Origin of the sequence: Cryptosporangium arvum DSM 44712, from assembly GCF_000585375.1 — a bacterium.
In the GTDB taxonomy this organism is placed as follows: Bacteria; Actinomycetota; Actinomycetes; order Mycobacteriales; family Cryptosporangiaceae; genus Cryptosporangium; species Cryptosporangium arvum.
On sequence record NZ_KK073874.1, the window covers coordinates 1,269,767 to 1,289,671 of the forward strand.

Genomic DNA, 19,905 nt, shown 5'->3' on the forward strand with positions numbered 1-19,905 from the left:
TTCGGCTTTTCCGAGTAACGATGGCGAGTCGGGCCCGCTGAGGCTCGAAGAGTGCGACATGGAGGTGGCAACGTGTCGGAAACGACGATCAGGTCGAGCAGGGCGTCGACCTCGCGGATCGAGGAGCCGCTCGACGAACCGATCCGCACCCGCGCGGACGCGGAGGCGTTCATCGCCAAAATCTGTTTCAAGATCGGCCCCCCTCGGCTGGCCGGTATCGAGCTCGAACGCCTTGTCCACGACGCCAATGATCCCACTGCGATTCTCCCGGTCGAGCGGCTCGCTTCCGCACTCGGAAGCTGGAGCCCTCCCGTCCTCACCACGCCGACCGCCGATCCGACGGCCCTCGGCCGGCCGCTACCGGCCGGATCCACGGTCACGGTCGAGCCCGGTGGGCAGGTCGAACTCTCCACGCAGGCGTGGGGCACGTTCGCCGACTGCCTGTCCGCCGCGGGCACCGACGCCGACGCTCTGCGCGGCGCGCTGGCCCGCTACGGCCTCGCCGTGGGCCATTCGGGCATCGACGCCCACCGCCCGGCCACCCGGATCGTGCAGAAAGCGCGGTACGCCGCGATGGAGCGGTACTTCGACCGGGGCGGTGCCGCCGGCCGTCTGATGATGGGCTCCACCGCGTCGGTACAGCTCTCGGTCGACGCGGGCACCGAGGACGGCGAACACGCGATGGTCGATCGCTGGCGGCTGCTGCACGCGGTCGGCCCGACGCTCGTCGCGCTGTTCGCGAACTCGCCGCTCTACGCGGGCGCACCCACCGGCTGGCACTCGACCCGCCAGCGGGTCTGGATCACGCTCGACCCGGGGCGCACCACCGCGGTGAACGCCGCCGCCGACCCCCGCGCCGCCTACGCGTCGGCCGCGCTCGATGCCGGCCTGCTCTGTCTCCCCAACCACACCGACCGCTGGGACGCCCCGCCCGGCGTCACGTTCGCCGACTGGCTCGACGGCGCCCTCGACCGGCCCGCCACCTACGCCGACCTCGAGTACCACCTCAGCACGCTGTTCCCGCCGGTGCGGGCGAAGGGCTTCCTGGAGGTCCGCTACCTCGACGCCCAGGCCGGCGACGACTGGCGGGTGCCACCGGCGGTGCTCTGGACGCTGCTCTCGTCGGCCCGGGTCCGCGACGCCGCGCTCGCCGCGGTGGAGCGCACCGGCGAGCCCACCTGGCCGGGAGCCTGGGCCCGGGCGGCCCGCGACGGCCTCACCGACCCGAACCTGGCCCGGGCGGCGTCCGACCTGATGACGCTGGCGCTGGAGAACGCGGAGCCCGCGGGCGTGCCGTCCGCGGGCGTCCGCACGATGCTCCGCTTCGCCGAGCGCCGCACGTTCCGCGGCCGAACCCCCGCCGACGACCAGCTCGACGACTTCGCCCACAGCTTCGACTTGGAGCGCTGATGACTGCGATCGAGGAACTCCGGCACTCGCCCGATCAGCTGCGTACCCGGATCGCGGCCGAGCTCGAGCGGGCCCGCGACCGCAGCCGGCGGCTCACCGACATCGACCACGACGAGCTGGTGCGCCAGCACTCGCCGCTGATGTCGCCGCTGGTCTGGGACTACGCCCACATCGGCAGCCAGGAGGAGCTCTGGCTGGTCAGGGACGTCGGCGGCCGCGAGCCGGTGCGTCCGGACATCGACGACATCTACGACGCGTTCCGCACCAAGCGCGCCGACCGGCCGTCGCTGCCGCTGCTGAGCCCCGCGGAGGCTCGCCGGTACGTGCGCGAGGTGCGCGACAAGGCGCTCGACGTGCTCGACCGCACCCCGCTGACCGGCCGCCGCCTGGTCGAGGCCGGGTTCGCGTTCGGCATGATCGTCCAGCACGAGCAGCAGCACGTGGAGACGATGTTCGCCACCCACCAGCTGCGTGTCGGCGCCCCGGTCCTGGACGCCCCGGCGCCCCCGTCCGGGTCGGCGCCCGACCGGCCCGAGGTCCACGTCCCCGGCGGCATGTTCCTGATGGGCACCGACCTCGAGCCGTGGGCGCTGGACAACGAGCGCCCGGCCCACGCCGTGGGCGTCGAGCCGTACTGGATCGACACCGACCCGGTCACCAACGCCCAGTACGCGGCCTTCATCGACGCCGGCGGGTACGACAACCCCGACTGGTGGACCGCCGACGGCTGGGCCTACAAGAACACCGCCGGTCTGGTCGCGCCCCAGTTCTGGGACGAGGGTGCGCGTACCCGCTTCGGCCACGTCGAGCCGATCCCGCCCGACGAGCCCGTCCAGCACGTCTGCTGGTACGAGGCCGACGCCTACGCCCGCTGGGCCGGCAAACGCCTGCCCACCGAGGCCGAGTGGGAGATGGCCGCCCGCTTCGACCCGGAGACCGGCCGCAGCCGGCGCTTCCCCTGGGGCGACGACGATCCCCGGCCAGAGCACGCCAACCTCGGCGGCACGTACCTGCAGCCCGCCCCGGTCGGCGCCTACCCGGAGGGCACGTCGCCGCTCGGCGTCCGCGGCCTGATGGGGGACGTCTGGGAGTGGACGTCGAGCGACTTCACCCCGTACCCCGGGTTCGCGATGTTCCCCTACCCGGAGTACTCCGAGGTGTTCTTCGGCCCGGAGTACAAGGTGCTGCGGGGCGGATCCTGGGCGGCCGACCCGACCGCGGTCAGGGCCACGTTCCGCAACTGGGACTACCCGATCCGCCGGCAGATCTTCGCCGGCTTCCGGTGTGCCCGCGATGTGTAGGCACCTCGCCTACCTCGGCCCCGCCCACACCCTCCACGACCTGCTGATCGCCCCGGAGCACGGCCTGTACCGCCAGTCCTGGGCGCCCCGGCGGCAGCAGCACGGAACCGTCAACGCCGACGGGTTCGGCGTCGGCTGGTACGCGCCCGGCGACCCGGTCCCGGCCCGCTACCGGCGTGACCGGCCGATCTGGGGCGATCCGAACCTGCTCGACCTCGCCCGGGTCGTCCGGTCCGGTGCGGTGCTCGCGGCGGTGCGCTCCGGCACCGAGGGGATGGGCTTCGCCGAGGCCGCGGCCGCGCCGTTCGCGTCGGACAAGTGGCTGTTCAGCCACAACGGCGCGGTACCGGGGTGGCCGGGGTCGTTGCACGGCCTCGCGGCCGCCCTGCCGCCGGAGTACCTGGTCGGCCTGGAGGCGCCGACCGACTCGGCGCTGCTCTGGGCCCACACCCGGTTCCGGCTCGCGTCCGGCGTGCCGCTGCCGGTCGCGCTCGCCGAGACGGCCGCCGCGGTCGACGCGCCGGGCGCGCGGCTGAACCTGCTGGCCACCGACGGCACCACGATCGCCGCCACAGTCCGGGGCGACACGCTCAGCTGGCGGCGGGCGTCGCCGGCCGGGGTGCTCGTCGTGTCCGAACCCACCGACGACGAGCCCGGATGGCACCACGTGCCGGACAACTCCCTGCTCGTCGCCACGTCCGATGCCGTAACCGTCGAACAACTAGCCGTGGAGGTCGCCTGATGGTCGCTGCCACTCTCACCGTCGAGAACCACCTGCCCGCCGACTTCATCGCCAGCACGCTGCGCCGGGACGTCGTCACCGGACTGACCGCGGAGCCGAAGTTCCTGCCGCCGCGCTGGTTCTACGACGACCGGGGCAGCGTCCTGTTCGACGAGATCACCCGGCTGCCGGAGTACTACCCGACGCGGGCCGAGCGCTCGATCCTCCGGGCCGAGGCCGCGGAGATCGCCGCCGCGTCCGCGGCCACCAGCCTGGTCGAGCTGGGCGCCGGCTCGGCCGAGAAGACCCACCTGCTGCTCGACGCGCTGCGCGCGACCGGGAGCCTGCGGACCTACGTGCCGGTCGACGTCTCGGACGGCGCGCTGCGCACCGCGAGCGCCAACCTGCTCTGGGACTACCCGGGGCTGGCGGTGCACGCGGTGGTCGCCGACTTCGAACGCCACCTCGGGTTACTGCCGGTCGACGGGCACCGGATGGTGGCGCTGCTCGGTGGCACGATCGGCAACCTCGCCCCGGACACCCGGGCGCAGTTCCTCGGCAACGTGCGTGCGGCGCTGCGACCCGGCGAGACGCTCCTGCTCGGCACCGACCTGGTCAAGTCACCCGACGTGCTGTTACCCGCCTACGACGACGCGAGCGGCGTCACCGCGGAGTTCAACCGCAACGTGCTGAACGTCCTCAACGCCGAGCTCGGGGCCGACTTCCGGGCCGAGGCGTTCGACCACGTCGCCCGCTGGGACGCCGAGCACGAGTGGGTCGAGATGCGGTTGCGTGCGCAGCAGGCGATGCGGGTGCGCATCCCGGCCGTGGACCTCACCGTCGACCTCCACCGCGGGGAGGAGATCCGCACCGAGATCTCGGCGAAGTTCCGCCGCGAGCGGGTGGCCGCCGAACTCGACGCCGCGGGCTTCGGGCTCACCCGCTGGTGGACCGACGAGGAAGGCCGGTTCGGCCTGAGCCTGGCCACCGCGCGGTGATCGACCCCGCGTCGAACGCGTGAGTCAGGTCGCTCCCGGTACGTGAGAGTCACGACATCGGCCGTCGAGTTAGCTTCCGGACAGACAGACCACCACCCCTGCCGGTTAGTCTCGCCGACGTGACAGACGCGCCAATCGGGATTTTCGACTCAGGGGTCGGCGGACTCACGGTGGCGCGTGCGGTGCTCGACCAGTTGCCGAACGAGCAGTTGGTCTACGTCGGCGACACGGCGCACGTGCCGTACGGGCCGCGTCCGATCGCGCAGGTACGCCGATTCGCGCTGGAGGTGCTCGACCACCTGGTCGAGCAGGACGTGAAGATGCTCGTCATCGCGTGCAACAGCGCGTCGGCGGCCTGCCTGCGCGACGCCAGGGAGCGCTACCGGGTGCCGGTGGTGGAGGTGGTGCTCCCGGCGGTGCGGCGGGCCGCCGCGGCCACCCGCAACGGCCGGGTGGGCGTGATCGGCACCAGGGCGACGATCACCAGCGGCGCGTACCAGGACATGTTCGCGGCGGCACCCGGCGTCACCGTGACCGGCGTCGCCTGCCCGGAGTTCGTCTCGTTCGTCGAGCGCGGCGTCACCAGCGGCAGGCAACTGCTCGGCCTCGCACAGGCGTATTTGGAACCGCTGCAGCGTGCCGAGGTCGACACGCTCGTGCTGGGGTGCACACACTACCCCTTGTTGACCGGAGTGATCAGTCTGGTGATGGGGGACGGAGTCACGCTGGTGTCGAGCGCGGACGAGACCGCGAAGGACGTGTACCGGGCGCTCACCGAACACGACCTTCTCCGCGGTGACGACGCGGGACCGCCCCGCCATCGCTTCCTGGCGACCGGGGATCCCGAGCCGTTCGCGCGCCTCGGCCGCCGGTTCCTGGGGCCGGAAGCCTCCGTGGTGTCGTCCCTTACGCTGCCCGCAGCCGCATCGTTGGAGGTGGCCGGATGAAACTTTCCGTCCTGGGGTGTGCCGGCAGCTTCCCCGGTCCGGATTCCCCGTGCTCGTCGTACATCGTCGAGGCCGACGGCTTCCGGTTGCTGCTCGACTTCGGCAACGGGGCGATGGGCGCGCTCCAGCGGCACCCGGCCGGTTTGCACGGCATCGACGCGATCATGCTGTCCCACCTGCACTTGGACCACATGACCGACGCCTGCGTCTACATGGTGGTCCGCCGGTACGACCCGGACGGCAAGCACCCGCCGCTACCGCTGTACGGCCCGGCCGGCGCCGGGGAGCGCATCGCGTCGATGTACGGCCCGGAGGAGGGCGTCGGAGGCAGCGTCGAGGACGTGTACGACGTGAAGACGCTCCAGCCGGGGCGGTTCGCGGTCGGCCCGTTCACGGTGGAGGTGGCCCGCGTCAATCACCCGGTGGAGACGTTCGGCGTCCGCATCGAGCACGGCGACACCGCGATGGCGTACTCGGCCGACACCGGGCGCACAGACGCGCTGGTCAAGCTGGCGCGCGACGTCGACCTGTTCCTCTGCGAAGCGTCCTATTTAGAAGACAAGCCGCACCCGCCGGACCTGCACCTGACCGGCTTCGAGGCCGGCGAGTACGCGACGCAGGCGCACGCGCGCCGGCTGGTGCTCACGCACTTCGTGAAGGCCTGGGGCGACCCGGAACAGTCGCTGGAGGAGGCCCGGCGGTCGTTCGCCGGTCCCATCGATCTGGCCTACGCGGGCGCGGAGTACTCCATCTGACTCCGCGCCTGCCTCGGGCGACCCGCCACAACCCCGAATCAGGTGGTTATGCCACCGAGTTCGGACACCGGGCCATCGCGGTGGTGCGGAACGAGTCCTCGCTCGCCGATTCGACCAGGACGACGCCTTCGTCCAGGTGGCAGGGGGCCAGCAGCACACCCCGCTCCGCGGCCACCGAGAGCAGCCGGCGGCGGGTCTTCGCCGCGTCGTCGGTCGCCTCTTCGTACCGGTAGGCCAGCCCCGCGGTGGTCATCTGCCCGCGGTGCACGAACGCGTCCCCGGTGATCAGCAGCGGCCGGTCGGGGGCGTCGACGAGCAGGCACTGGTGGCCCGGCGTGTGCCCGGGCGCGAGCACCAGGTCCAGCCGCTCGTCCAGCGTCGCCGCGCCGGTGACCTCGACCAGCAGCTGCGCGTCGACCAGCGGCTTGATGTGGGAGTCGTACAGGTCCTCGTACTCCTCGCCCGATTCGCGCAGCCACTTCAGCTCCGCGTTCTGCACCACGTGCCGCGCGTTGACGAAGTACGGCTTGGGGTCGTCCTCGTCGGCCACGACCCAGCCGATGTGGTCGGGGTGGAGGTGGGTGAGGATCACGTCGGTGATCTCCTCCGGCTCCACGCCGAGTGCGGCCAGTTCCTCGGGCAGACGCCCGGGCCGGCCGAACCATTCACCGGCCGGAGCCCACTCCGGGCCGATCCCGGCGTCGACGAGCACAGTCCTGGTCGGTGTACGAACCAGATGGCAATGCACATGCATGGGCCACCGGCCGGTGTTCCCCGCGTCGGGGAAGGCGTCCTCGAGTGGTTCGGGGAACGTTCCGGCGGCGTCACACAAGGTAGTCACCGTCAGGTCGGCACCCAACCTGAGCGTGTCGGTTGGCACGTCACCTCCGCTGTCCGGGCGATCACTGCGACAACCCGGTGGGAGCCATCCTGCCTCGTCGCCGGTCGTAGCGCACAGAAGGTAGCCGACTTGGTGGTCGGAGGACACCTTTGGCCGGTAGTTCCCCTCCCGGCCATCCGGAGGTGACCAGGGGAAAAGCCGCACTCCTCACGCTGACTGGCATGCGTGTCGCGATCATCACGGAGTCGTATCCGCCGGACGTCAACGGGGTCGCCCACTCGGTGCTGCGTACGGTCGAGCACCTGCTCGCCCGTGGGCACGAGCCGATGGTCGTGGCACCCACCTCGCTGGGTGAGCCCCGGTCCGCCCTGCCCGACATCCCCGTCGTGCGGGTGCCGAGCGTCGGGCTGCCCGGATACCCGAGTTTCCGGGTGGGGCTGCCCACCCGGCGGGTGGCGGGTGCGCTGCACCGCTTCCGCCCGGACGTGGTCCACCTGGCGTCGCCGTTCGCGCTGGCCGCCCAGGGCGCGTTCGCCGCCGCGCGCCAAGGGCTTCCCGCCGTGGCGATCTACCAGACCGACGTGCCGGGCTTCGCCGGCTTCTACAAGCTCGGGGCCGGACGCGCGGCCGCGTGGCGCTGGTTGCGCCGGGTGCACGGGGTGACCGCGCGGACGCTGGCGCCGTCGAGCGCGACCGCGACCGAGCTCGCCGCCCACGGCATCGGCCCGGTGCAGCTCTGGCCCCGGGGAGTCGACGCGGTGCGCTTCGACCCCGGGAAACGGTCGTCGGACCGGTTCGGCACCGACGAGATCGTCGTCGGATACGTGGGCCGGTTGGCGCCCGAGAAGCGGGTGGATCTGCTGGAGCCGGTGACGCAACTTCCCGGCGTCCGCGTCGTCGTCATCGGGGACGGGCCGGCGCGGTCCGCGTTGGAGCGGCAGATGCCGCGGGCGCACTTCCTCGGCGAGGTGGTCGGCGAGGACCTGGCGACCGCGTTCGCGAGCCTCGACGTCTTCGTGCACACCGGCGCCCACGAGACGTTCTGCCAGACCGTCCAGGAGGCGATGGCCTCCGGGGTGCCCGTGGTGGCGCCGGCCGCCGGTGGGCCGGTGGACCTGGTGCGCTCGGGCGTGACCGGCTACCTGGTGACGCCGGACGACCCCGGCGCGTACCTGGCCGCGGTGCGCGAGCTCGTCGCGGACGCGTCGTTGCGCCGGGAGTTCGGGGCGGCGGGGCGCGCGGCCGTGGCCGGGCGGAGCTGGGCCGCGGTCGGCGACGCGCTGATCGGCCACTACCGGGACGTCGTGCGGGGCTCGTCGATCGCCGCTCCGGTGGAGCGGGCCGCGTGAGGATCGTCCGACTGGCGAATTTTGTCGGACCGCGGTCGGGCGGGTTGCGTACCGCGCTCCACGAACTCGGCCGGGGATACCGGGCCGAGGGACACGACCCGGTGCTGATCGTGCCGGGGCCCCGGTTCACCGACGAGGACACCCCGCAGGGCCGGGTGATCACGCTGCCCGGCCCGACCGTGCCGTGGATGGGCGGCTACCGCGTCGTGCTGGGGCGGCGGCGGCTGATCACCGTGCTCGACGAGCTCCGTCCGGACCGGCTCGAGGTCTCCGACCGCACGACGCTGCGCTGGACCGGCGCTTGGGCCCGGCGGCGCGGTGTGCCGTCGTTGATGGTGTCGCACGAGAACGCGACCGCGCTGCTCGGCCTGGCGCTGCCGCGCTGGGCGCCGGTCCGCCGGATCGCCGACGCGCTCAACGAACGGACCGTGAGCACCTACGACACCGTGGTCGCGACCACCGCGTTCGCCGCGGCCGAATTCCGCCGGATCGGCGCGACCAGCCTGGTCACGGTGCCGCTCGGCGTCGATCTCGCGCGGTTCCATCCGGGTCTGCACTCGGCCGCTCTGCGTGGCACGCTGGCCCGGCCGAGCGAGCTGCTGCTGGTCCACTGTGGGCGGCTCTCGCCCGAGAAGAAGGTCGAGCGTTCGGTGGACGCGCTGGCGGCGTTGCGGTCGCGTGGCGTCCCCGCCGTGCTCGTCGTGGTGGGGGACGGGCCGCGACGGTCCGCACTGGAGCGCCGGGCCCGCGGCCTGCCGGTGAAGTTCCTGGGCTTCGTGCCCGACCGCGACCTCGTCGCGCAGCTGCTGGCCACCGCCGACGCCGTGCTCGCGCCCGGCCCCGCGGAGACGTTCGGCCTGGCGGCGCTGGAAGCGATGGCCTGCGGGACGCCTGTCGTCGCGGCCGGTGACGGTGCGCTCGGCGAGGTCGTCGGCGACGCCGGGGTGGCGGTCTCCCAGGGCACCGGGGTCCGCTTCGCGGAGGCGGTGCTGGAGCTGGCCGCGCGTCCGGAGGCCGACCGGCGGGCCGCCGCGCGGTTCCGGGCGCAGCGCTTCGACTGGGCGACGGCGGTGAGCGGGATGCTCGCCGCGCACGGGCTCGAAGGGGGTGTGGAGTCGTGGTCGGGGACATTCGCTTCGCGGCCCTCGGCGACTCGGTGACCGAGGGGCTCGGTGATCCGCGACCGGGCGGCGGGTGGCGTGGGTGGGCGGCGTTGCTCGCCGAGGGATGGTCGTCCTCGGCGTTCGTCAACTACGCCGCCAGCGGGGCCACCACGGCCCGGGTGCTCGACGAGCAACTGCCGTCGGCGCTGGCGTTCCGGCCCACGGTGGCGAGCGTGGTCGTCGGCGTGAACGACGTCCTGCGGCCCGGGTTCGACGCCGCGGCGATCGAGGCCAGGCTCGACCACGTCGTCGGGTCGCTGTGCGCGTCCGGCGCCGTGGTGCTGACCGCGCGGATGCCCGACCCGGGCCGGATGCTGCGGTTACCCGGGGCGCTGCGTCGCCCGCTCGGCCGGCGCACGCTCGAACTCAACGGCGCGGTGCAGTCGGTGGCCGAGCGCCACCGCACCGTGCACGTCGACCTGGCCGACCACCCGGCGGTCGCCGACCGGGCGGCGTGGCACGTGGACCGGCTGCACCCGAACGAGCGCGGGCACCGGGTGGTGGCCCGCGAGTTCGCCGGTGCGCTAAGCGCCCGGGGCCTGCCGGTCGAGCGGATGCCGTCCGCCGAGCCGGGCGGCGGGCGGTCCACCCGGCCGTTCGAGCACGTCTGGTGGCTGGCCACGAAGGGCACCGGGTGGGTGATCGACCGGGGTACGGACCTGGTGCCCCATCTGCTGGGGATGGCGGCGCGCGAATTCTGGTCGGCGGTGCGCTCGCGTCGCCGCGACGGGGGCGAGCCCGGGTACCCGAACGGGGGATAGGCTGCCGCCCATGACGGACTCCTCCACCGTGTTCACGATCGGTAACCGGCCCGACGGCCGGGTCGCCGACGCGCTCCGCCCGGTCTCGTTCGAACGTGGTTGGTCCGACCATGCCGAGGGGTCGGTGCTCGTCGAGTTCGGCCGTACCCGGGTGCTCTGCACGGCCAGCGTGGTCGAGGGTGTTCCGCGGTGGCGCAAGGGCAGCGGCCTGGGCTGGGTCACGGCCGAGTACGCGATGCTCCCGCGGGCCACCCACACCCGTGGCGACCGCGAGTCGGTGAAGGGCCGCATCGGCGGCCGCACCCACGAGATCTCCCGGCTAATCGGGCGGTCCTTGCGGGCCTGCCTGGACCTCAAGGCGTTGGGCGAGAACACGATCACGCTCGACTGCGACGTGCTGCAGGCCGACGGCGGCACCCGTACCGCGGCCATCACCGGCGCGTACGTGGCCCTGGCCGACGCGGTGCAGTGGCTGGCCTCGCGCCACGCGCTGGCGGCGTCGCCCAAGAAGGCGTTGAAGAACTCGGTCGCGGCGGTGAGCGTCGGCATCATCGACGGTGAGGCCCGGCTCGACCTCAACTACGACGAGGACGTCAAGGCCGGCGTCGACATGAACGTGGTCTGCACCGGCTCCGGTGACTTCGTCGAGGTGCAGGGCACCGGTGAGGCGATCACGTTCGGTCGCGACCAGCTGGACGCGCTGCTCGACCTCGCGGTCGCGGGCTGCACCGAGCTGGCGGCTCTTCAGCAGAAGGCGTTGGATTCGTGAGCCTGACGCGAGTGGTGCTGGCCAGCCGCAACGCGAAGAAGATCGCCGAGCTGCGGCGGATCCTCGCGGTGGCGGTGCCGCAGGTCGAGGTCGTCGGCCTCGACGAGGTGCCGCCCTACCCGGAGACCGTCGAGGACGGCGCGACGTTCGCGGAGAACGCGCTGCTCAAGGCACGTGAGGCGGCGGAGGTGTCTGGCCTGCCGGCGATCGCGGACGACTCCGGGATCGCGGTCGACGCGCTCAACGGGATGCCCGGTGTGCTCTCGGCCCGCTGGGCCGGCAAGCCCAAGAGCGACGAGCGGAACCTGCGGCTGGTGCTGGAGCAGGTCGAGGACCTGCCCGACACGAGGCTGGGTGCGGCGTTCGTGTGCGCGGCCGCGCTCGTGCTGCCCGGTGGCGAAGAGCACGTCGTCGAGGGACGCATGGAGGGCTCGCTGATCCGGGAGCCGCGGGGGACGAACGGGTTCGGTTACGACCCGATCTTCGTCCCCTCCGGCTCGGTGCTGACCAGCGCGGAGATGACGCCGGCCGACAAGGACGCGATCAGCCACCGGGGGAAGGCGTTCCGGTCCCTGGCCGAGGTACTGGCCACCTCGTTGACGTCGGCTTGACGCGTTCGTCACTTTTCGGCAATCACGATCGGGGTTACTCAGGGGATTGCAGCCGTCCCCGACCCCGATTGGAGTCCGTTCGTGTTCGACGAGCTGCCTGATGCCGTCGTCACTCTGGTGACCGCGGCGGTGAGCGTGCTCGTCGCGCTCGTCGTCGTCCAGATCATTCACGTGGTGGTACGTCGGCTGGGCCGGCGCGCGCCCTTGTTCGCGCAGGTCGCCGCCCGGCTGCACCGGCCGGTCCAGTGCCTGGCGGCGGTGCTCGCCGTGCAGGGCTCGCTGCACGCGACCACGGCCCGCGGTGACTGGCGCGGACCTTTACTGCACGCGATCACGGTGCTGGTGATCGCGTCGGTCGCCTGGGTCGTCGGTGCGCTGCTGGTGATCCTGGAGGACGCGGCGCTGTCGCGATTCCGCACCGACGTGGAGAACAACAAGCGCAACCGCCGGGTGCACACCCAGATCATGGTCGTGCGGCGGGTCACGGTCGCGGTGGTGGTCGTCGTCGCGGTCGGCGCGGTGCTCGTGACGTTCCCGACCGCCCGGGCCGCCGGTGCGTCGCTGCTGGCCTCCGCCGGTATCGCCGGTGTCGTGGCCGGGCTCGCCGCCCAGTCGGTGCTCGGCAACGTCTTCGCCGGTGTCCAGCTGGCCTTCAGCGACGAGCTGCGCATCGACGACGTCGTCGTGGTCGAGGGCGAATGGGGCCGGGTCGAGGACATCACGCTCAGCTACGTCGTGCTGCACCTCTGGGACGACCGGCGATTGACGTTGCCGACCTCGTACTTCACGACCAAGCCGTTCCAGAACTGGACCCGGAACGAGTCCGCGCTGCTCGGCGCGGTCGAGATCGACGTCGACTGGGCCGTGCCCACCGAGGAGATGCGTCGCGAGCTGCGTCACGTCTGCGAGGGCACCGACCTGTGGGACGGCCGGGCCTGCGTGTTCCAGGTGACCGACGCGATCGGCGGCATGGTGCGGGTGCGTGCCCTGGTGACCGCGCGCGACGCCCCCACGCTGTTCGACCTGCGGTGCCACGTGCGCGAGCGGCTGGTGCAGTGGCTGCGTGAGAACTACCCGGAGGCGTTGCCGCGCTCGCGGGCCGACGTCACCGGGATCCCCGGTGTGCGCATCGACAAGGTCGAGAACCTGAACGGGCGCGATCTCGGGCCCGCTGCGGTCGCCGACGCGCCCGACGACGCCCGCGTCTTCAGCGGCTCCGCCGACGGACGCGAGCGCAACGCCGCCTTCGCCGGCCGGTCCGAGGACACCTGACGGGTTCGCCACCTCCATCGGTAGGGCGCGCGTTTGCTCTCGATGCCCAGCGGTCACAATGGCACCGGCTACGGAGGGAGACCCGATGTCGGACGGCCTGCGGACGGTGCTGTACTGGCTCAGCGCCGGCATGGGGGTGGTAGGCCTCGCGCTGATCGTGTTAGCGCTGCTCCAGGGCGCTTTCCGGAGCCGCGTGCAGGAGACGACGCCGTGGCGCGTGACGTCGCTGGCGATCCTGCTGCTGGCGGCGGGCGTCACGGTGGCGGCCATCGCTTTCATCTGGCCCCACCCACCCGAGTAGGTTCTCCCCCCATGGGTGGACTGAAGCCGTGGCATGTCCTGGCGTCGCTGTGCTGCTTACTGATCCTCGGCGGAGGCGTAGCCGGCCTCATCGCCGCCGTGACGTACTCCAGCCGCCGCAAGCGCTAGCGGCACCGAGCCACCTGAGCCGCCGCGAGCGGCGGCTCCGGGTGCTTATCCGCACCCGACGAGCGGCGTCTCACGCATCACGAGCTACCGGGCCAGGGACGGTGGGACGCCTTCCCGGCAGCGGGTCGTCGACCCGGAACGCGCTCTCGATCGGCTGACCCGCGTGGACGAGTAGGAGGCCGTCAGCCTGACGGCGCGGCCGTCCGACCGGGTGAGGCTGGTGCGGCTGGGGGTGGTGCGGGAGGTGGGAGTCGAACCCACATGTCCTTTCGGACACCGGGACCTAAACCCGGCGCGTCTAGCCTTTCCGCCACTCCCGCTCGGCTGACATCGTACGCACGCCGCCGGCTGCGGGCACGTCGAGCCCGGCCGACCCGTCAGTCGAGGCCGAGGTCGCGGCGGAGCTTCGCCACGTGGCCGGTGGCCTTGACGTTGTACTGGGCCTTTTCGATCTTGCCGTCGGCGTCGATGACGAACGTCGAGCGGATGACGCCGGTGACGGTCTTGCCGTACATCGTCTTCTCGCCGAAGGCGCCGTACGACGTCAGGACGCTCTTGTCCGGGTCGGAGACCAGCGGGAACGTGAGCGACTCCTTCTCGCGGAACTTGGCGAGCTTCTCCGGCTTGTCGGGGGAGATGCCGATGACCGCGAGGCCGGCGGCCTTCAGGGAATCGAGGGAGTCGCGGAAGTCGCAGGCCTGCTTGGTGCAGCCGGGCGTCATCGCCGACGGGTATGCGTACAGGATCACGCGCTGACCGCGCAGGTCGGCGAGGTGTACGGGGTTGCCGTGGTCGTCGGAGAGCTCGAAGTCGGGGGCGGGGTCGCCGGGAGAGAGGCGTGGCGCGGCAGTCATGCCCAGAGCCTAAGCCGTGCCCTGCGAACCCGTGCTCGGCTGCGGCTCCGTCGAGCCGTGCCCGTGCCGGAGTGCGCGGCGCGCGGAGCTGGCTATTGCAGGTTAGTTGCAAGAGCGGGGATGATGCGTGATGAGTTGTATCGGTCAAGCGAGGGGGAGCGGTGGAGCCAGCGGGCACACCCGTCGCGATGCACGTTTCCGACGGCATCGTCAACCTGCCGGTCTCGGCACTCTTCGGCGCCGTCGCCGTGGCCTGGATCGCGTTATGCCTGGTCAGAGCCCGCCGTGACCTCGACGACCGCCTGGCGCCGATGGCCGGCCTGGTCGCCGCGTTCATCTTCGCGGTGCAGATGCTCAACTTCCCGGTGCTGCCGGGGGTCAGCGGGCACCTGCTCGGCGGTGCGCTCGCGGTGATCCTGGTCGGGCCGTGGGTGGGCGCGCTCTGCGTCGCGACCGTGCTCCTCGTGCAGGCACTGCTCTTCGCCGATGGCGGGCTGTCCGCGTTGGGGCTCAACATCACGAACATGGCGATCATCACGACGCTCGTCGCGTACGGAGTGGTCGCGCTGGCGCTGCGGGTGCTGCCGAAGAGCCGGCTCGGCATCGTGGTGGCGTCGTTCCTGGCCGCGACGGTGTCCGTGGTCGTCGCGTCGCAGGGCTTCGTGTTCGAGTACGCGCTCGGCGGCGAGGTGGACAAGGCGCTCGGGCCGATCTCGGCCACGATGGCCGGCGTCCACCTGCTGATCGGCGTCGGCGAAGGGCTGATCACCGCGACGACGGTGGCGACCGTCGCGGCCGTGCGCCCCGACCTGGTGTACGTACTGCGTCGGTATCGGGAGAAGCCACTGCTGATCACCACCGGGAGCAACGCATGAGCGGGCGACGCGTGAAACTCGCGGTCTTCCTCGGGCTCGGCCTGCTGGTGGCGTTGCTGCTGGCCGGTGTCGTCAGCTCGGCGGCGTCGTCGAAGCCCGACGGGCTCGACGCCACCGCCCGGGAGGGCTGCACGTTCAACGCCGACGACGAGATCACCGGCGGGGACTGCCTGGCCAAGTCGGCAAAGGACCATGACCTCGCCGACTCGCCGCTGGCCGACTACGGCATCCGGGGCATCGACAACCCGTTCGTCTCGACCGGGCTGTCCGGTGTCGCCGGGGTCCTGCTCGTCGGGGCGATCGGCGGTGGCCTCTTCTGGGTCCTCCGCCGCCGCGACCCGGCCGGGAAGGACTAGACGTGGGAGCCGGCCACGCCCATCCGCTGCACCTCGCCGGTGCCTCGCTCGTGCACCGCATGCCGTCCGAGGTGAAGATCGTCGCCGCGCTGGCGTTCGTGGTCAGCGTCGTCGCGACCCCGCGCGAAGCGGTCTGGGCCTTCGGCCTCTACGCGGTGCTGCTCGCCGCGGTGGCGGCCACCGCGCGCATCCCGGCCGGATGGCTGGCCGCCCGTGGCCTCATCGAGACGCCGTTCGTCGTCCTCGCCCTGGTACTGCCGTTCCTCGAGGGCGGGCCGCACGTCCACCTCGCGGGGCTGAGCCTCAGCGAACCGGGCCTCTGGGCGGGCTGGAACATCGTCGCGAAAGGCACCCTCGGGGTCTTCGCGTCGCTGCTGCTCGCCGCCACGACGAACGGTCGCGACCTGCTGATCGGGCTCCAGCAGCTGCGCACGCCGGCGCCGATCGTGCAGATCGCCACGTTCATGCTGCGCTACGCCGACGTCATCGTCGGCAACGCGAAGGCCATGCGGATCGCCCGCCTCTCCCGCTGCCACGACCCACGGTTCCTCTGGCAGGTGCGCGCGTTCGCCACGTCGATCGGCAGCCTGTTCCTGCGTTCCTACGAGCGCGGCGAGCGGGTCTACGTCGCGATGCTGTCGCGGGGATACACCGGCGCGCTGCCGACGGCCACCAGCGCCAGGCCCCCGGCGAGGCAGTGGGCCACCGCGCTGACGATCCCGGCCGCGGCCGCGGCGGTTAGCGTTACGGCGTGGCTGACGACGTAACCCTGGAAGTGGCGGGCCTGGCCTTCGCCTACCCCGACGGCAGGCAGGCCCTGTTCGGCGTCGACCTCACCCTCCGCCGGGGCGAGCGGGTCGCGTTGCTCGGCCCCAACGGCGCGGGCAAGACCACGCTCGTGCTGCACCTCAACGGCATCCACACCGCCGGTGCGGGCAGCGTCACGGTGGCCGGGCTGCCGGTCGCCAAGGAGAACCTGACCGAGATCCGGCGTCGCGTCGGCATCGTCTTCCAGGACCCCGACGACCAGCTGTTCATGCCCACCGTGGGCGAGGACGTGGCGTTCGGGCCGGCGAACCTTGGCCTGCGTGGCGCCGCGCTCCAGGAACGCGTCGCCGAGGCGCTCACCGCCGTCGGCATGCAGGAGTTCGCCGACCGCGCGCCCCACCACCTGAGCTTCGGCCAGCGCCGACGTGTCGCCGTGGCCACCGTGCTCGCGATGCGTCCGGAGATCCTCGTGCTCGACGAGCCGTCCAGCAACCTCGACCCCGCCAGCCGCCGGGAACTCGCGCAGATCCTGCAGAGCCTCGACGTGACCCTGCTGATGGTCACCCACGACCTGCCGTACGCGCTGGAGCTCTGCCCGCGATCGGTGCTGATGGACGGTGGGGTCATCGTCGCCGACGCCCCCACCCCCCACCTCCTGATGGACGCCGAGCTGATGCGTGAGCACCGGCTCGAACTGCCCTACGGCTTCAACCCCTCGGTCGCCCTCTAACGCCGCGCGGCGTCGACCGCGGCGGTCAGAGCGGCGGTCGTCGGGCTCTCGAGCGCGGTTCCGTTCACCTTCACGGTCGGGGTTCCGTTGACGCCGGCCTTGGACGCTTCGTCGGTGACCGATTTGGTCCAGTCGGCGTACTTCTGATCCTCGACGCACTTCTCGAACGTGTCCCCGGTGATACCGGCTTTCTCCGCGAGGCTGACCATCGTCGCGTCGGTCAGCCCGCTACCGCCTTCTTCGGGCTGGTTCGCGTAGAGCGTGGTGAGGAACTCGGGGAACTTCCCGGCGTCGGACGCGCACCCGGACGCCGCCGACGATCGGCTCGAGTACTTCGTGCCGGACGAGAAGCGGTCGAGGTAGGCCACCGGGTGGTAGGCGATCTTCACGACGCCCTCGTCGACGTACTTCTGCAGCGTCTTGCCGCTCTCGTCCTCGAACGTCTTGCAGATCGGGCACTGGAAGTCGAGATAGACGTCGACCGTGACCGGGGCGGTGTCCTTGCCGACGGTCAGACCGGTGGTGGTCGCGGCTCTGGGCAGCGCGACGTTCTCGGGTTTGTTCGAGAGGTAGAACGTCACGCCGATACCGGCGGCGAGCACGAGAACGGCCAGCGCGATCACCGAGACGACGATCGCGCGCCGCCGCCGCTCGGCGGCACGCTGCTTGGCGAGTTGCTCGGCGGCCACCCGCCGGGCCCGGTTCGACGCTTTCCCACTCATGTGCGGTCTTCCCAGCTTCCGGAGATCCAGTTGTCGACGGCGAGACGTCCGCGCGGCCACCGGGCCAGCGCGAGCGCGACGAGCAGCAACGCGCTGTCGCGGAGAATTTCGAGGGTGTACGCGGTGCTCTGGTCGGGGTCGAGTTCGCCGCCGCTGCCGAAGCATCCGCAGTCGATCCGCAGGCCACGTGCGGCCGCGGAGACGATGCCGATCAGGAACACGACGAGCAGGGCGGCGGAGAAGATCGACCCGAACCGCACGGCCACGCCGGTGATCAGCAGGAGGCCGAGAACGATCTCGAGCCACGGCAGGCCCGCGCCGACGACGGTCGCGAGCCCGTCCGGCAACAGCTGGTAGGCCCGCACGGCACGCACCGAGGCGGCGAGGTCGGTGGCTTTGGCGCCGCCGGCCCAGAGCCAGACGCCGCCGAGGATCAGCCGGGCGGCGAGCGGCAGCCAGGACCGGGCGGCCGGCCACCAGGCCGGCGCGCGGCGCGCGGGTTCGCTTCGCGTGGTCATCGGTACTTTGTCGTTCGAGCGGCCCGATCGGTTCCCGACACCCGGCCACCGTTACTCTCCGCAGTCAATTGAGAGTAGTGGGGCAGATGTGACCGAGGCGTTCTGTGACCGTTTCCGACTTCAATGTGCGCGAAGCCCGAGATCTCTCAAGCCGACATTAAGCAGTGCGTAATGGTGCCCCCAACCCATTTTGATTACTGCCCGTTCCTGCTGAACTGAGTTCACCGCAGCGCGGTTCCGGTCCGTCGGAGGTGGGCGACCCGGGGTTGCGGGTGGGAGCGGTGGCGGTCGTGGTCCGGGTTGGGAGACAGGGGAACCTGGACCACGGCTGAAAACCTTTGCCTGCGCGGAGGTGCATCGCGATCGGAACGACCGGCTGGACGCGCGTGACCTGCCGGTCCAAGGACCCCCTGGGAGACGCCCCTCTTCCAGGGGGTCCTTTCACGCCGACGTGAGGGCGTTGACCAGGTCGTCGCGGGCTCGTGCGACTCGCGAGCGGATCGTGCCGACCGGGACGCCCTCCACGGCCGCCGCCTCCTGGTAGGAGAGACCGACGAGCTGGGTGAGGACGAACGCCGAGCGGCGCTCGGTCGAGAGCCGGGCGAGCAGGTCGGTGGCGTCCGCGGTGCCCGAGGGATCGGGGGTGACCGGCGCGAAGCGCGCTTTCAGCACCTCGTCGAGGCGGCGGCGGCGCACCACCGACCGCAGATGGTCGGCGCAGGTGCGGCGGGCGATGCCGAGCAGCCAGGTGCGCACGCTGGAGCGCGCCGCGAACGACGGCAGGGCGCGGAACGCCCGCAGGTACGTCTCCTGGGTGAGGTCGTCGGCGGCGTCCGCGTCGACGAGCGACGCGCAGAACCGCCAGACGTCGGGCTGGGTGGCCCGGACGAACGCCGCGGTCGCCAACGCGTCGCCGTGCTGGGCGCGCAGTGCCCACTCGGTGACGTCGTCGAGGTCGGGCACACATTCAGCGTACGACCGAACCTCCGGGAACCATCGCCCGGTGAGGGACGACTATCCACGTATGCAGTGCGCACAGATCAGGCTCGCCCTCTCCGCGCTCGCGGACCGGGAGGAGCCCGGAACCGACCGGGCCGACGTCGACGCCCACCTCGCCGGGTGCGCCGAGTGCCGGACGTGGCACGCGGCCGCCGCCGAGGCCACCGACGCCGCACGCGCGGCCCAACGGCCGGCCGCCCACGTGCCCGACCTCACCGAGCAGGTCCTCGCCGCGATCGCCGCCGACACCGCGGCCCGCCGCCGCCCCCGCTTCGCGCTCACCCGCGGCGCCACCCGCGCCCACCCGCCGTCCCGAGCCGGGGACGCAGCGGGATGGACCGGTTTCCTGCACGCCGGGGTCCTGCGGTGGGCGGTGGGGATCTCCGCCGTCGCCCAGCTCCTGCTCGCGCTACCGGCCTTGTTCGCCGAACCGGGCACCGCGGACGTCGCGTTGCACACCGGGCGCGAAATGGCGTCGTTCGACGTCGCGGTCGCGATCGGGTTCCTGTTCGTGGCCGGACGGCCGGCCTGGGCCAGGGCCCTGGTGCCGGTCGCGGTTGCGCTGGCTGGTTGTCTGTTGCTGACGAGTTCGATCGACGTCGTCGACGGAGCCGCCCAACTCTCACACGAGCTGAACCATCTGCTCGCCGGCGTGCAGGCCGCCCTGGTCTGGCTCCTGGCGCGCACCGATCGAACGCCGACGGCCCCGGAGCCGTTGCCGAGGCAGGTATGACGACACGAACGACAGGATTGGGG

23 protein-coding genes and 1 tRNA gene are annotated in these 19,905 nt (G+C 72.0%); 18 read left to right on the forward strand and 6 right to left on the reverse strand.

Going from position 1 to position 19,905, the window contains the following annotated elements; translation table 11 throughout:
- Positions 1-72: 72 nt before the first annotated feature.
- From egtA to CRYAR_RS05860, 6 genes are all read left to right on the forward strand, one after another.
- Positions 73-1,410: an ergothioneine biosynthesis glutamate--cysteine ligase EgtA gene (egtA, locus tag CRYAR_RS05835; RefSeq protein WP_051569802.1), complete on the forward strand. Its 1,338-nt coding sequence runs from the start codon at positions 73-75 to the stop codon at positions 1,408-1,410.
- Entirely contained in the window at positions 1,410-2,711 is a 1,302-nt protein-coding gene (egtB, locus tag CRYAR_RS05840) for an ergothioneine biosynthesis protein EgtB (RefSeq protein ID WP_035848909.1), read from the forward strand. The genes egtA and egtB overlap by 1 nt, the downstream gene beginning before the upstream one ends.
- On the forward strand, positions 2,704-3,453 hold the full coding sequence (gene egtC / locus CRYAR_RS05845; protein ID WP_035860892.1) for an ergothioneine biosynthesis protein EgtC: 750 nt from the start codon (positions 2,704-2,706) through the stop codon (positions 3,451-3,453). Before egtB ends, egtC begins: the two co-directional genes overlap by 8 nt.
- Positions 3,453-4,430 (forward strand): L-histidine N(alpha)-methyltransferase, encoded by a 978-nt coding sequence (gene egtD, locus CRYAR_RS05850; RefSeq protein ID WP_035848914.1) that lies wholly within the window; start codon positions 3,453-3,455, stop codon positions 4,428-4,430. The genes egtC and egtD overlap by 1 nt, the downstream gene beginning before the upstream one ends.
- 119 nt (positions 4,431-4,549) lie before the next feature.
- Positions 4,550-5,377, forward strand: a complete 828-nt coding sequence (gene murI, locus CRYAR_RS05855; protein WP_035848917.1) for a glutamate racemase — start codon at positions 4,550-4,552, stop codon at positions 5,375-5,377.
- Positions 5,374-6,132: an MBL fold metallo-hydrolase gene (locus CRYAR_RS05860; protein ID WP_035848919.1), complete on the forward strand. Its 759-nt coding sequence runs from the start codon at positions 5,374-5,376 to the stop codon at positions 6,130-6,132. Before murI ends, CRYAR_RS05860 begins: the two co-directional genes overlap by 4 nt.
- Before the next feature lie 46 nt (positions 6,133-6,178).
- On the opposite strand, the gene CRYAR_RS05865 is transcribed toward CRYAR_RS05860, so the two are convergent.
- On the reverse strand, positions 6,179-6,886 hold the full coding sequence (locus tag CRYAR_RS05865) for an MBL fold metallo-hydrolase (protein WP_157017398.1): 708 nt from the start codon (positions 6,884-6,886) through the stop codon (positions 6,179-6,181).
- Between the two features lie 308 nt (positions 6,887-7,194).
- On the opposite strand from CRYAR_RS05865, the gene CRYAR_RS05870 reads away from it, so the two are divergent.
- The 7 genes from CRYAR_RS05870 (at position 7,195) to CRYAR_RS05900 (ending at position 13,199) form a co-directional block, all read left to right on the forward strand.
- Positions 7,195-8,322 carry a glycosyltransferase family 4 protein gene (locus CRYAR_RS05870; protein WP_035848920.1) on the forward strand — a complete coding sequence of 376 codons (1,128 nt, stop codon included), beginning with the start codon at positions 7,195-7,197 and terminating at the stop codon, positions 8,320-8,322.
- The gene (locus tag CRYAR_RS05875; RefSeq protein WP_035848923.1) at positions 8,319-9,482 is read left to right on the forward strand and encodes a glycosyltransferase; all 1,164 of its coding nucleotides are present in this window, start codon (positions 8,319-8,321) and stop codon (positions 9,480-9,482) included. Before CRYAR_RS05870 ends, CRYAR_RS05875 begins: the two co-directional genes overlap by 4 nt.
- On the forward strand, positions 9,440-10,246 hold the full coding sequence (locus CRYAR_RS05880) for an SGNH/GDSL hydrolase family protein (RefSeq protein WP_051569804.1): 807 nt from the start codon (positions 9,440-9,442) through the stop codon (positions 10,244-10,246). The genes CRYAR_RS05875 and CRYAR_RS05880 overlap by 43 nt, the downstream gene beginning before the upstream one ends.
- Positions 10,247-10,256: 10 nt before the next feature.
- Positions 10,257-11,015, forward strand: coding sequence for a ribonuclease PH (gene rph / locus CRYAR_RS05885; protein ID WP_051569805.1), 759 nt, complete (start codon positions 10,257-10,259; stop codon positions 11,013-11,015).
- Positions 11,016-11,017: 2 nt separating this feature from the next.
- Positions 11,018-11,626, forward strand: a complete 609-nt coding sequence (gene rdgB, locus CRYAR_RS05890; RefSeq protein WP_035860902.1) for an RdgB/HAM1 family non-canonical purine NTP pyrophosphatase — start codon at positions 11,018-11,020, stop codon at positions 11,624-11,626.
- 81 nt (positions 11,627-11,707) lie between these two features.
- Complete coding sequence (locus CRYAR_RS05895) at positions 11,708-12,898, forward strand: mechanosensitive ion channel family protein (RefSeq protein ID WP_211247283.1); 1,191 nt, start codon at positions 11,708-11,710, stop codon at positions 12,896-12,898.
- 85 nt (positions 12,899-12,983) lie between these two features.
- Entirely contained in the window at positions 12,984-13,199 is a 216-nt protein-coding gene (locus CRYAR_RS05900; protein ID WP_035848924.1) for a hypothetical protein, read from the forward strand.
- 361 nt (positions 13,200-13,560) lie between these two features.
- On the opposite strand, the gene CRYAR_RS05905 is transcribed toward CRYAR_RS05900, so the two are convergent.
- Positions 13,561-13,647: transfer RNA gene (locus CRYAR_RS05905), tRNA-Leu, on the reverse strand.
- Between the two features lie 57 nt (positions 13,648-13,704).
- On the reverse strand, positions 13,705-14,181 hold the full coding sequence (gene bcp / locus CRYAR_RS05910; RefSeq protein WP_035848925.1) for a thioredoxin-dependent thiol peroxidase: 477 nt from the start codon (positions 14,179-14,181) through the stop codon (positions 13,705-13,707).
- A 188-nt stretch (positions 14,182-14,369) separates the two neighbouring features.
- Here bcp and CRYAR_RS05915 point away from each other — a divergent pair, with 188 nt between their 5' ends.
- From CRYAR_RS05915 to CRYAR_RS05930, 4 genes are read left to right on the forward strand one after another with little or no spacing between them, the layout of a single operon-like run.
- Positions 14,370-15,056 (forward strand): energy-coupling factor ABC transporter permease, encoded by a 687-nt coding sequence (locus CRYAR_RS05915; RefSeq protein ID WP_035860907.1) that lies wholly within the window; start codon positions 14,370-14,372, stop codon positions 15,054-15,056.
- Complete coding sequence (locus CRYAR_RS05920; protein WP_035848926.1) at positions 15,053-15,412, forward strand: PDGLE domain-containing protein; 360 nt, start codon at positions 15,053-15,055, stop codon at positions 15,410-15,412. The genes CRYAR_RS05915 and CRYAR_RS05920 overlap by 4 nt, the downstream gene beginning before the upstream one ends.
- Positions 15,413-15,414: 2 nt before the next feature.
- Entirely contained in the window at positions 15,415-16,179 is a 765-nt protein-coding gene (gene cbiQ / locus CRYAR_RS05925) for a cobalt ECF transporter T component CbiQ (RefSeq protein WP_035848928.1), read from the forward strand.
- Positions 16,164-16,910 (forward strand): energy-coupling factor ABC transporter ATP-binding protein, encoded by a 747-nt coding sequence (locus CRYAR_RS05930; RefSeq protein WP_035848929.1) that lies wholly within the window; start codon positions 16,164-16,166, stop codon positions 16,908-16,910. Before cbiQ ends, CRYAR_RS05930 begins: the two co-directional genes overlap by 16 nt.
- Here CRYAR_RS05930 and CRYAR_RS05935 read toward each other — a convergent pair.
- The 3 genes from CRYAR_RS05935 to CRYAR_RS05945 form a co-directional block, all read right to left on the reverse strand.
- Positions 16,907-17,632: a DsbA family protein gene (locus tag CRYAR_RS05935; protein ID WP_035848930.1), complete on the reverse strand. Its 726-nt coding sequence runs from the start codon at positions 17,630-17,632 to the stop codon at positions 16,907-16,909. The genes CRYAR_RS05930 and CRYAR_RS05935 overlap by 4 nt on opposite strands.
- Entirely contained in the window at positions 17,629-18,150 is a 522-nt protein-coding gene (locus CRYAR_RS05940; RefSeq protein ID WP_035848931.1) for a DoxX family protein, read from the reverse strand. The genes CRYAR_RS05935 and CRYAR_RS05940 overlap by 4 nt, the downstream gene beginning before the upstream one ends.
- Positions 18,151-18,591: 441 nt before the next feature.
- Positions 18,592-19,113, reverse strand: a complete 522-nt coding sequence (locus CRYAR_RS05945; protein ID WP_035848932.1) for a sigma-70 family RNA polymerase sigma factor — start codon at positions 19,111-19,113, stop codon at positions 18,592-18,594.
- A gap of 40 nt (positions 19,114-19,153) precedes the next feature.
- Here CRYAR_RS05945 and CRYAR_RS05950 point away from each other — a divergent pair, with 40 nt between their 5' ends.
- Positions 19,154-19,882 (forward strand): zf-HC2 domain-containing protein, encoded by a 729-nt coding sequence (locus tag CRYAR_RS05950; RefSeq protein WP_157017400.1) that lies wholly within the window; start codon positions 19,154-19,156, stop codon positions 19,880-19,882.
- The last annotated feature ends 23 nt before the right edge of the window (positions 19,883-19,905 follow it).

Excerpts from the sequence above, each read along its gene's own strand:
- CRYAR_RS05870 (WP_035848920.1), top strand. The coding sequence starts at position 7,195 with ATGCGTGTCGCGATCATCACGGAGTCGTATCCGCCGGACGTCAACGGG.
- egtB (WP_035848909.1), top strand. The coding sequence starts at position 1,410 with ATGACTGCGATCGAGGAACTCCGGCACTCGCCCGATCAGCTGCGTACC.
- CRYAR_RS05935 (WP_035848930.1), bottom strand. The coding sequence starts at position 17,632 with ATGAGTGGGAAAGCGTCGAACCGGGCCCGGCGGGTGGCCGCCGAGCAA.
- CRYAR_RS05920 (WP_035848926.1), top strand. The coding sequence starts at position 15,053 with ATGAGCGGGCGACGCGTGAAACTCGCGGTCTTCCTCGGGCTCGGCCTG.
- egtD (WP_035848914.1), top strand. The coding sequence starts at position 3,453 with ATGGTCGCTGCCACTCTCACCGTCGAGAACCACCTGCCCGCCGACTTC.
- egtC (WP_035860892.1), top strand. The coding sequence starts at position 2,704 with ATGTGTAGGCACCTCGCCTACCTCGGCCCCGCCCACACCCTCCACGAC.
- CRYAR_RS05915 (WP_035860907.1), top strand. The coding sequence starts at position 14,370 with ATGCACGTTTCCGACGGCATCGTCAACCTGCCGGTCTCGGCACTCTTC.
- rph (WP_051569805.1), top strand. The coding sequence starts at position 10,257 with ATGACGGACTCCTCCACCGTGTTCACGATCGGTAACCGGCCCGACGGC.
- CRYAR_RS05865 (WP_157017398.1), bottom strand. The coding sequence starts at position 6,886 with ATGCATGTGCATTGCCATCTGGTTCGTACACCGACCAGGACTGTGCTC.
- CRYAR_RS05940 (WP_035848931.1), bottom strand. The coding sequence starts at position 18,150 with ATGACCACGCGAAGCGAACCCGCGCGCCGCGCGCCGGCCTGGTGGCCG.
- CRYAR_RS05900 (WP_035848924.1), top strand. The coding sequence starts at position 12,984 with ATGTCGGACGGCCTGCGGACGGTGCTGTACTGGCTCAGCGCCGGCATG.
- bcp (WP_035848925.1), bottom strand. The coding sequence starts at position 14,181 with ATGACTGCCGCGCCACGCCTCTCTCCCGGCGACCCCGCCCCCGACTTC.
- CRYAR_RS05860 (WP_035848919.1), top strand. The coding sequence starts at position 5,374 with ATGAAACTTTCCGTCCTGGGGTGTGCCGGCAGCTTCCCCGGTCCGGAT.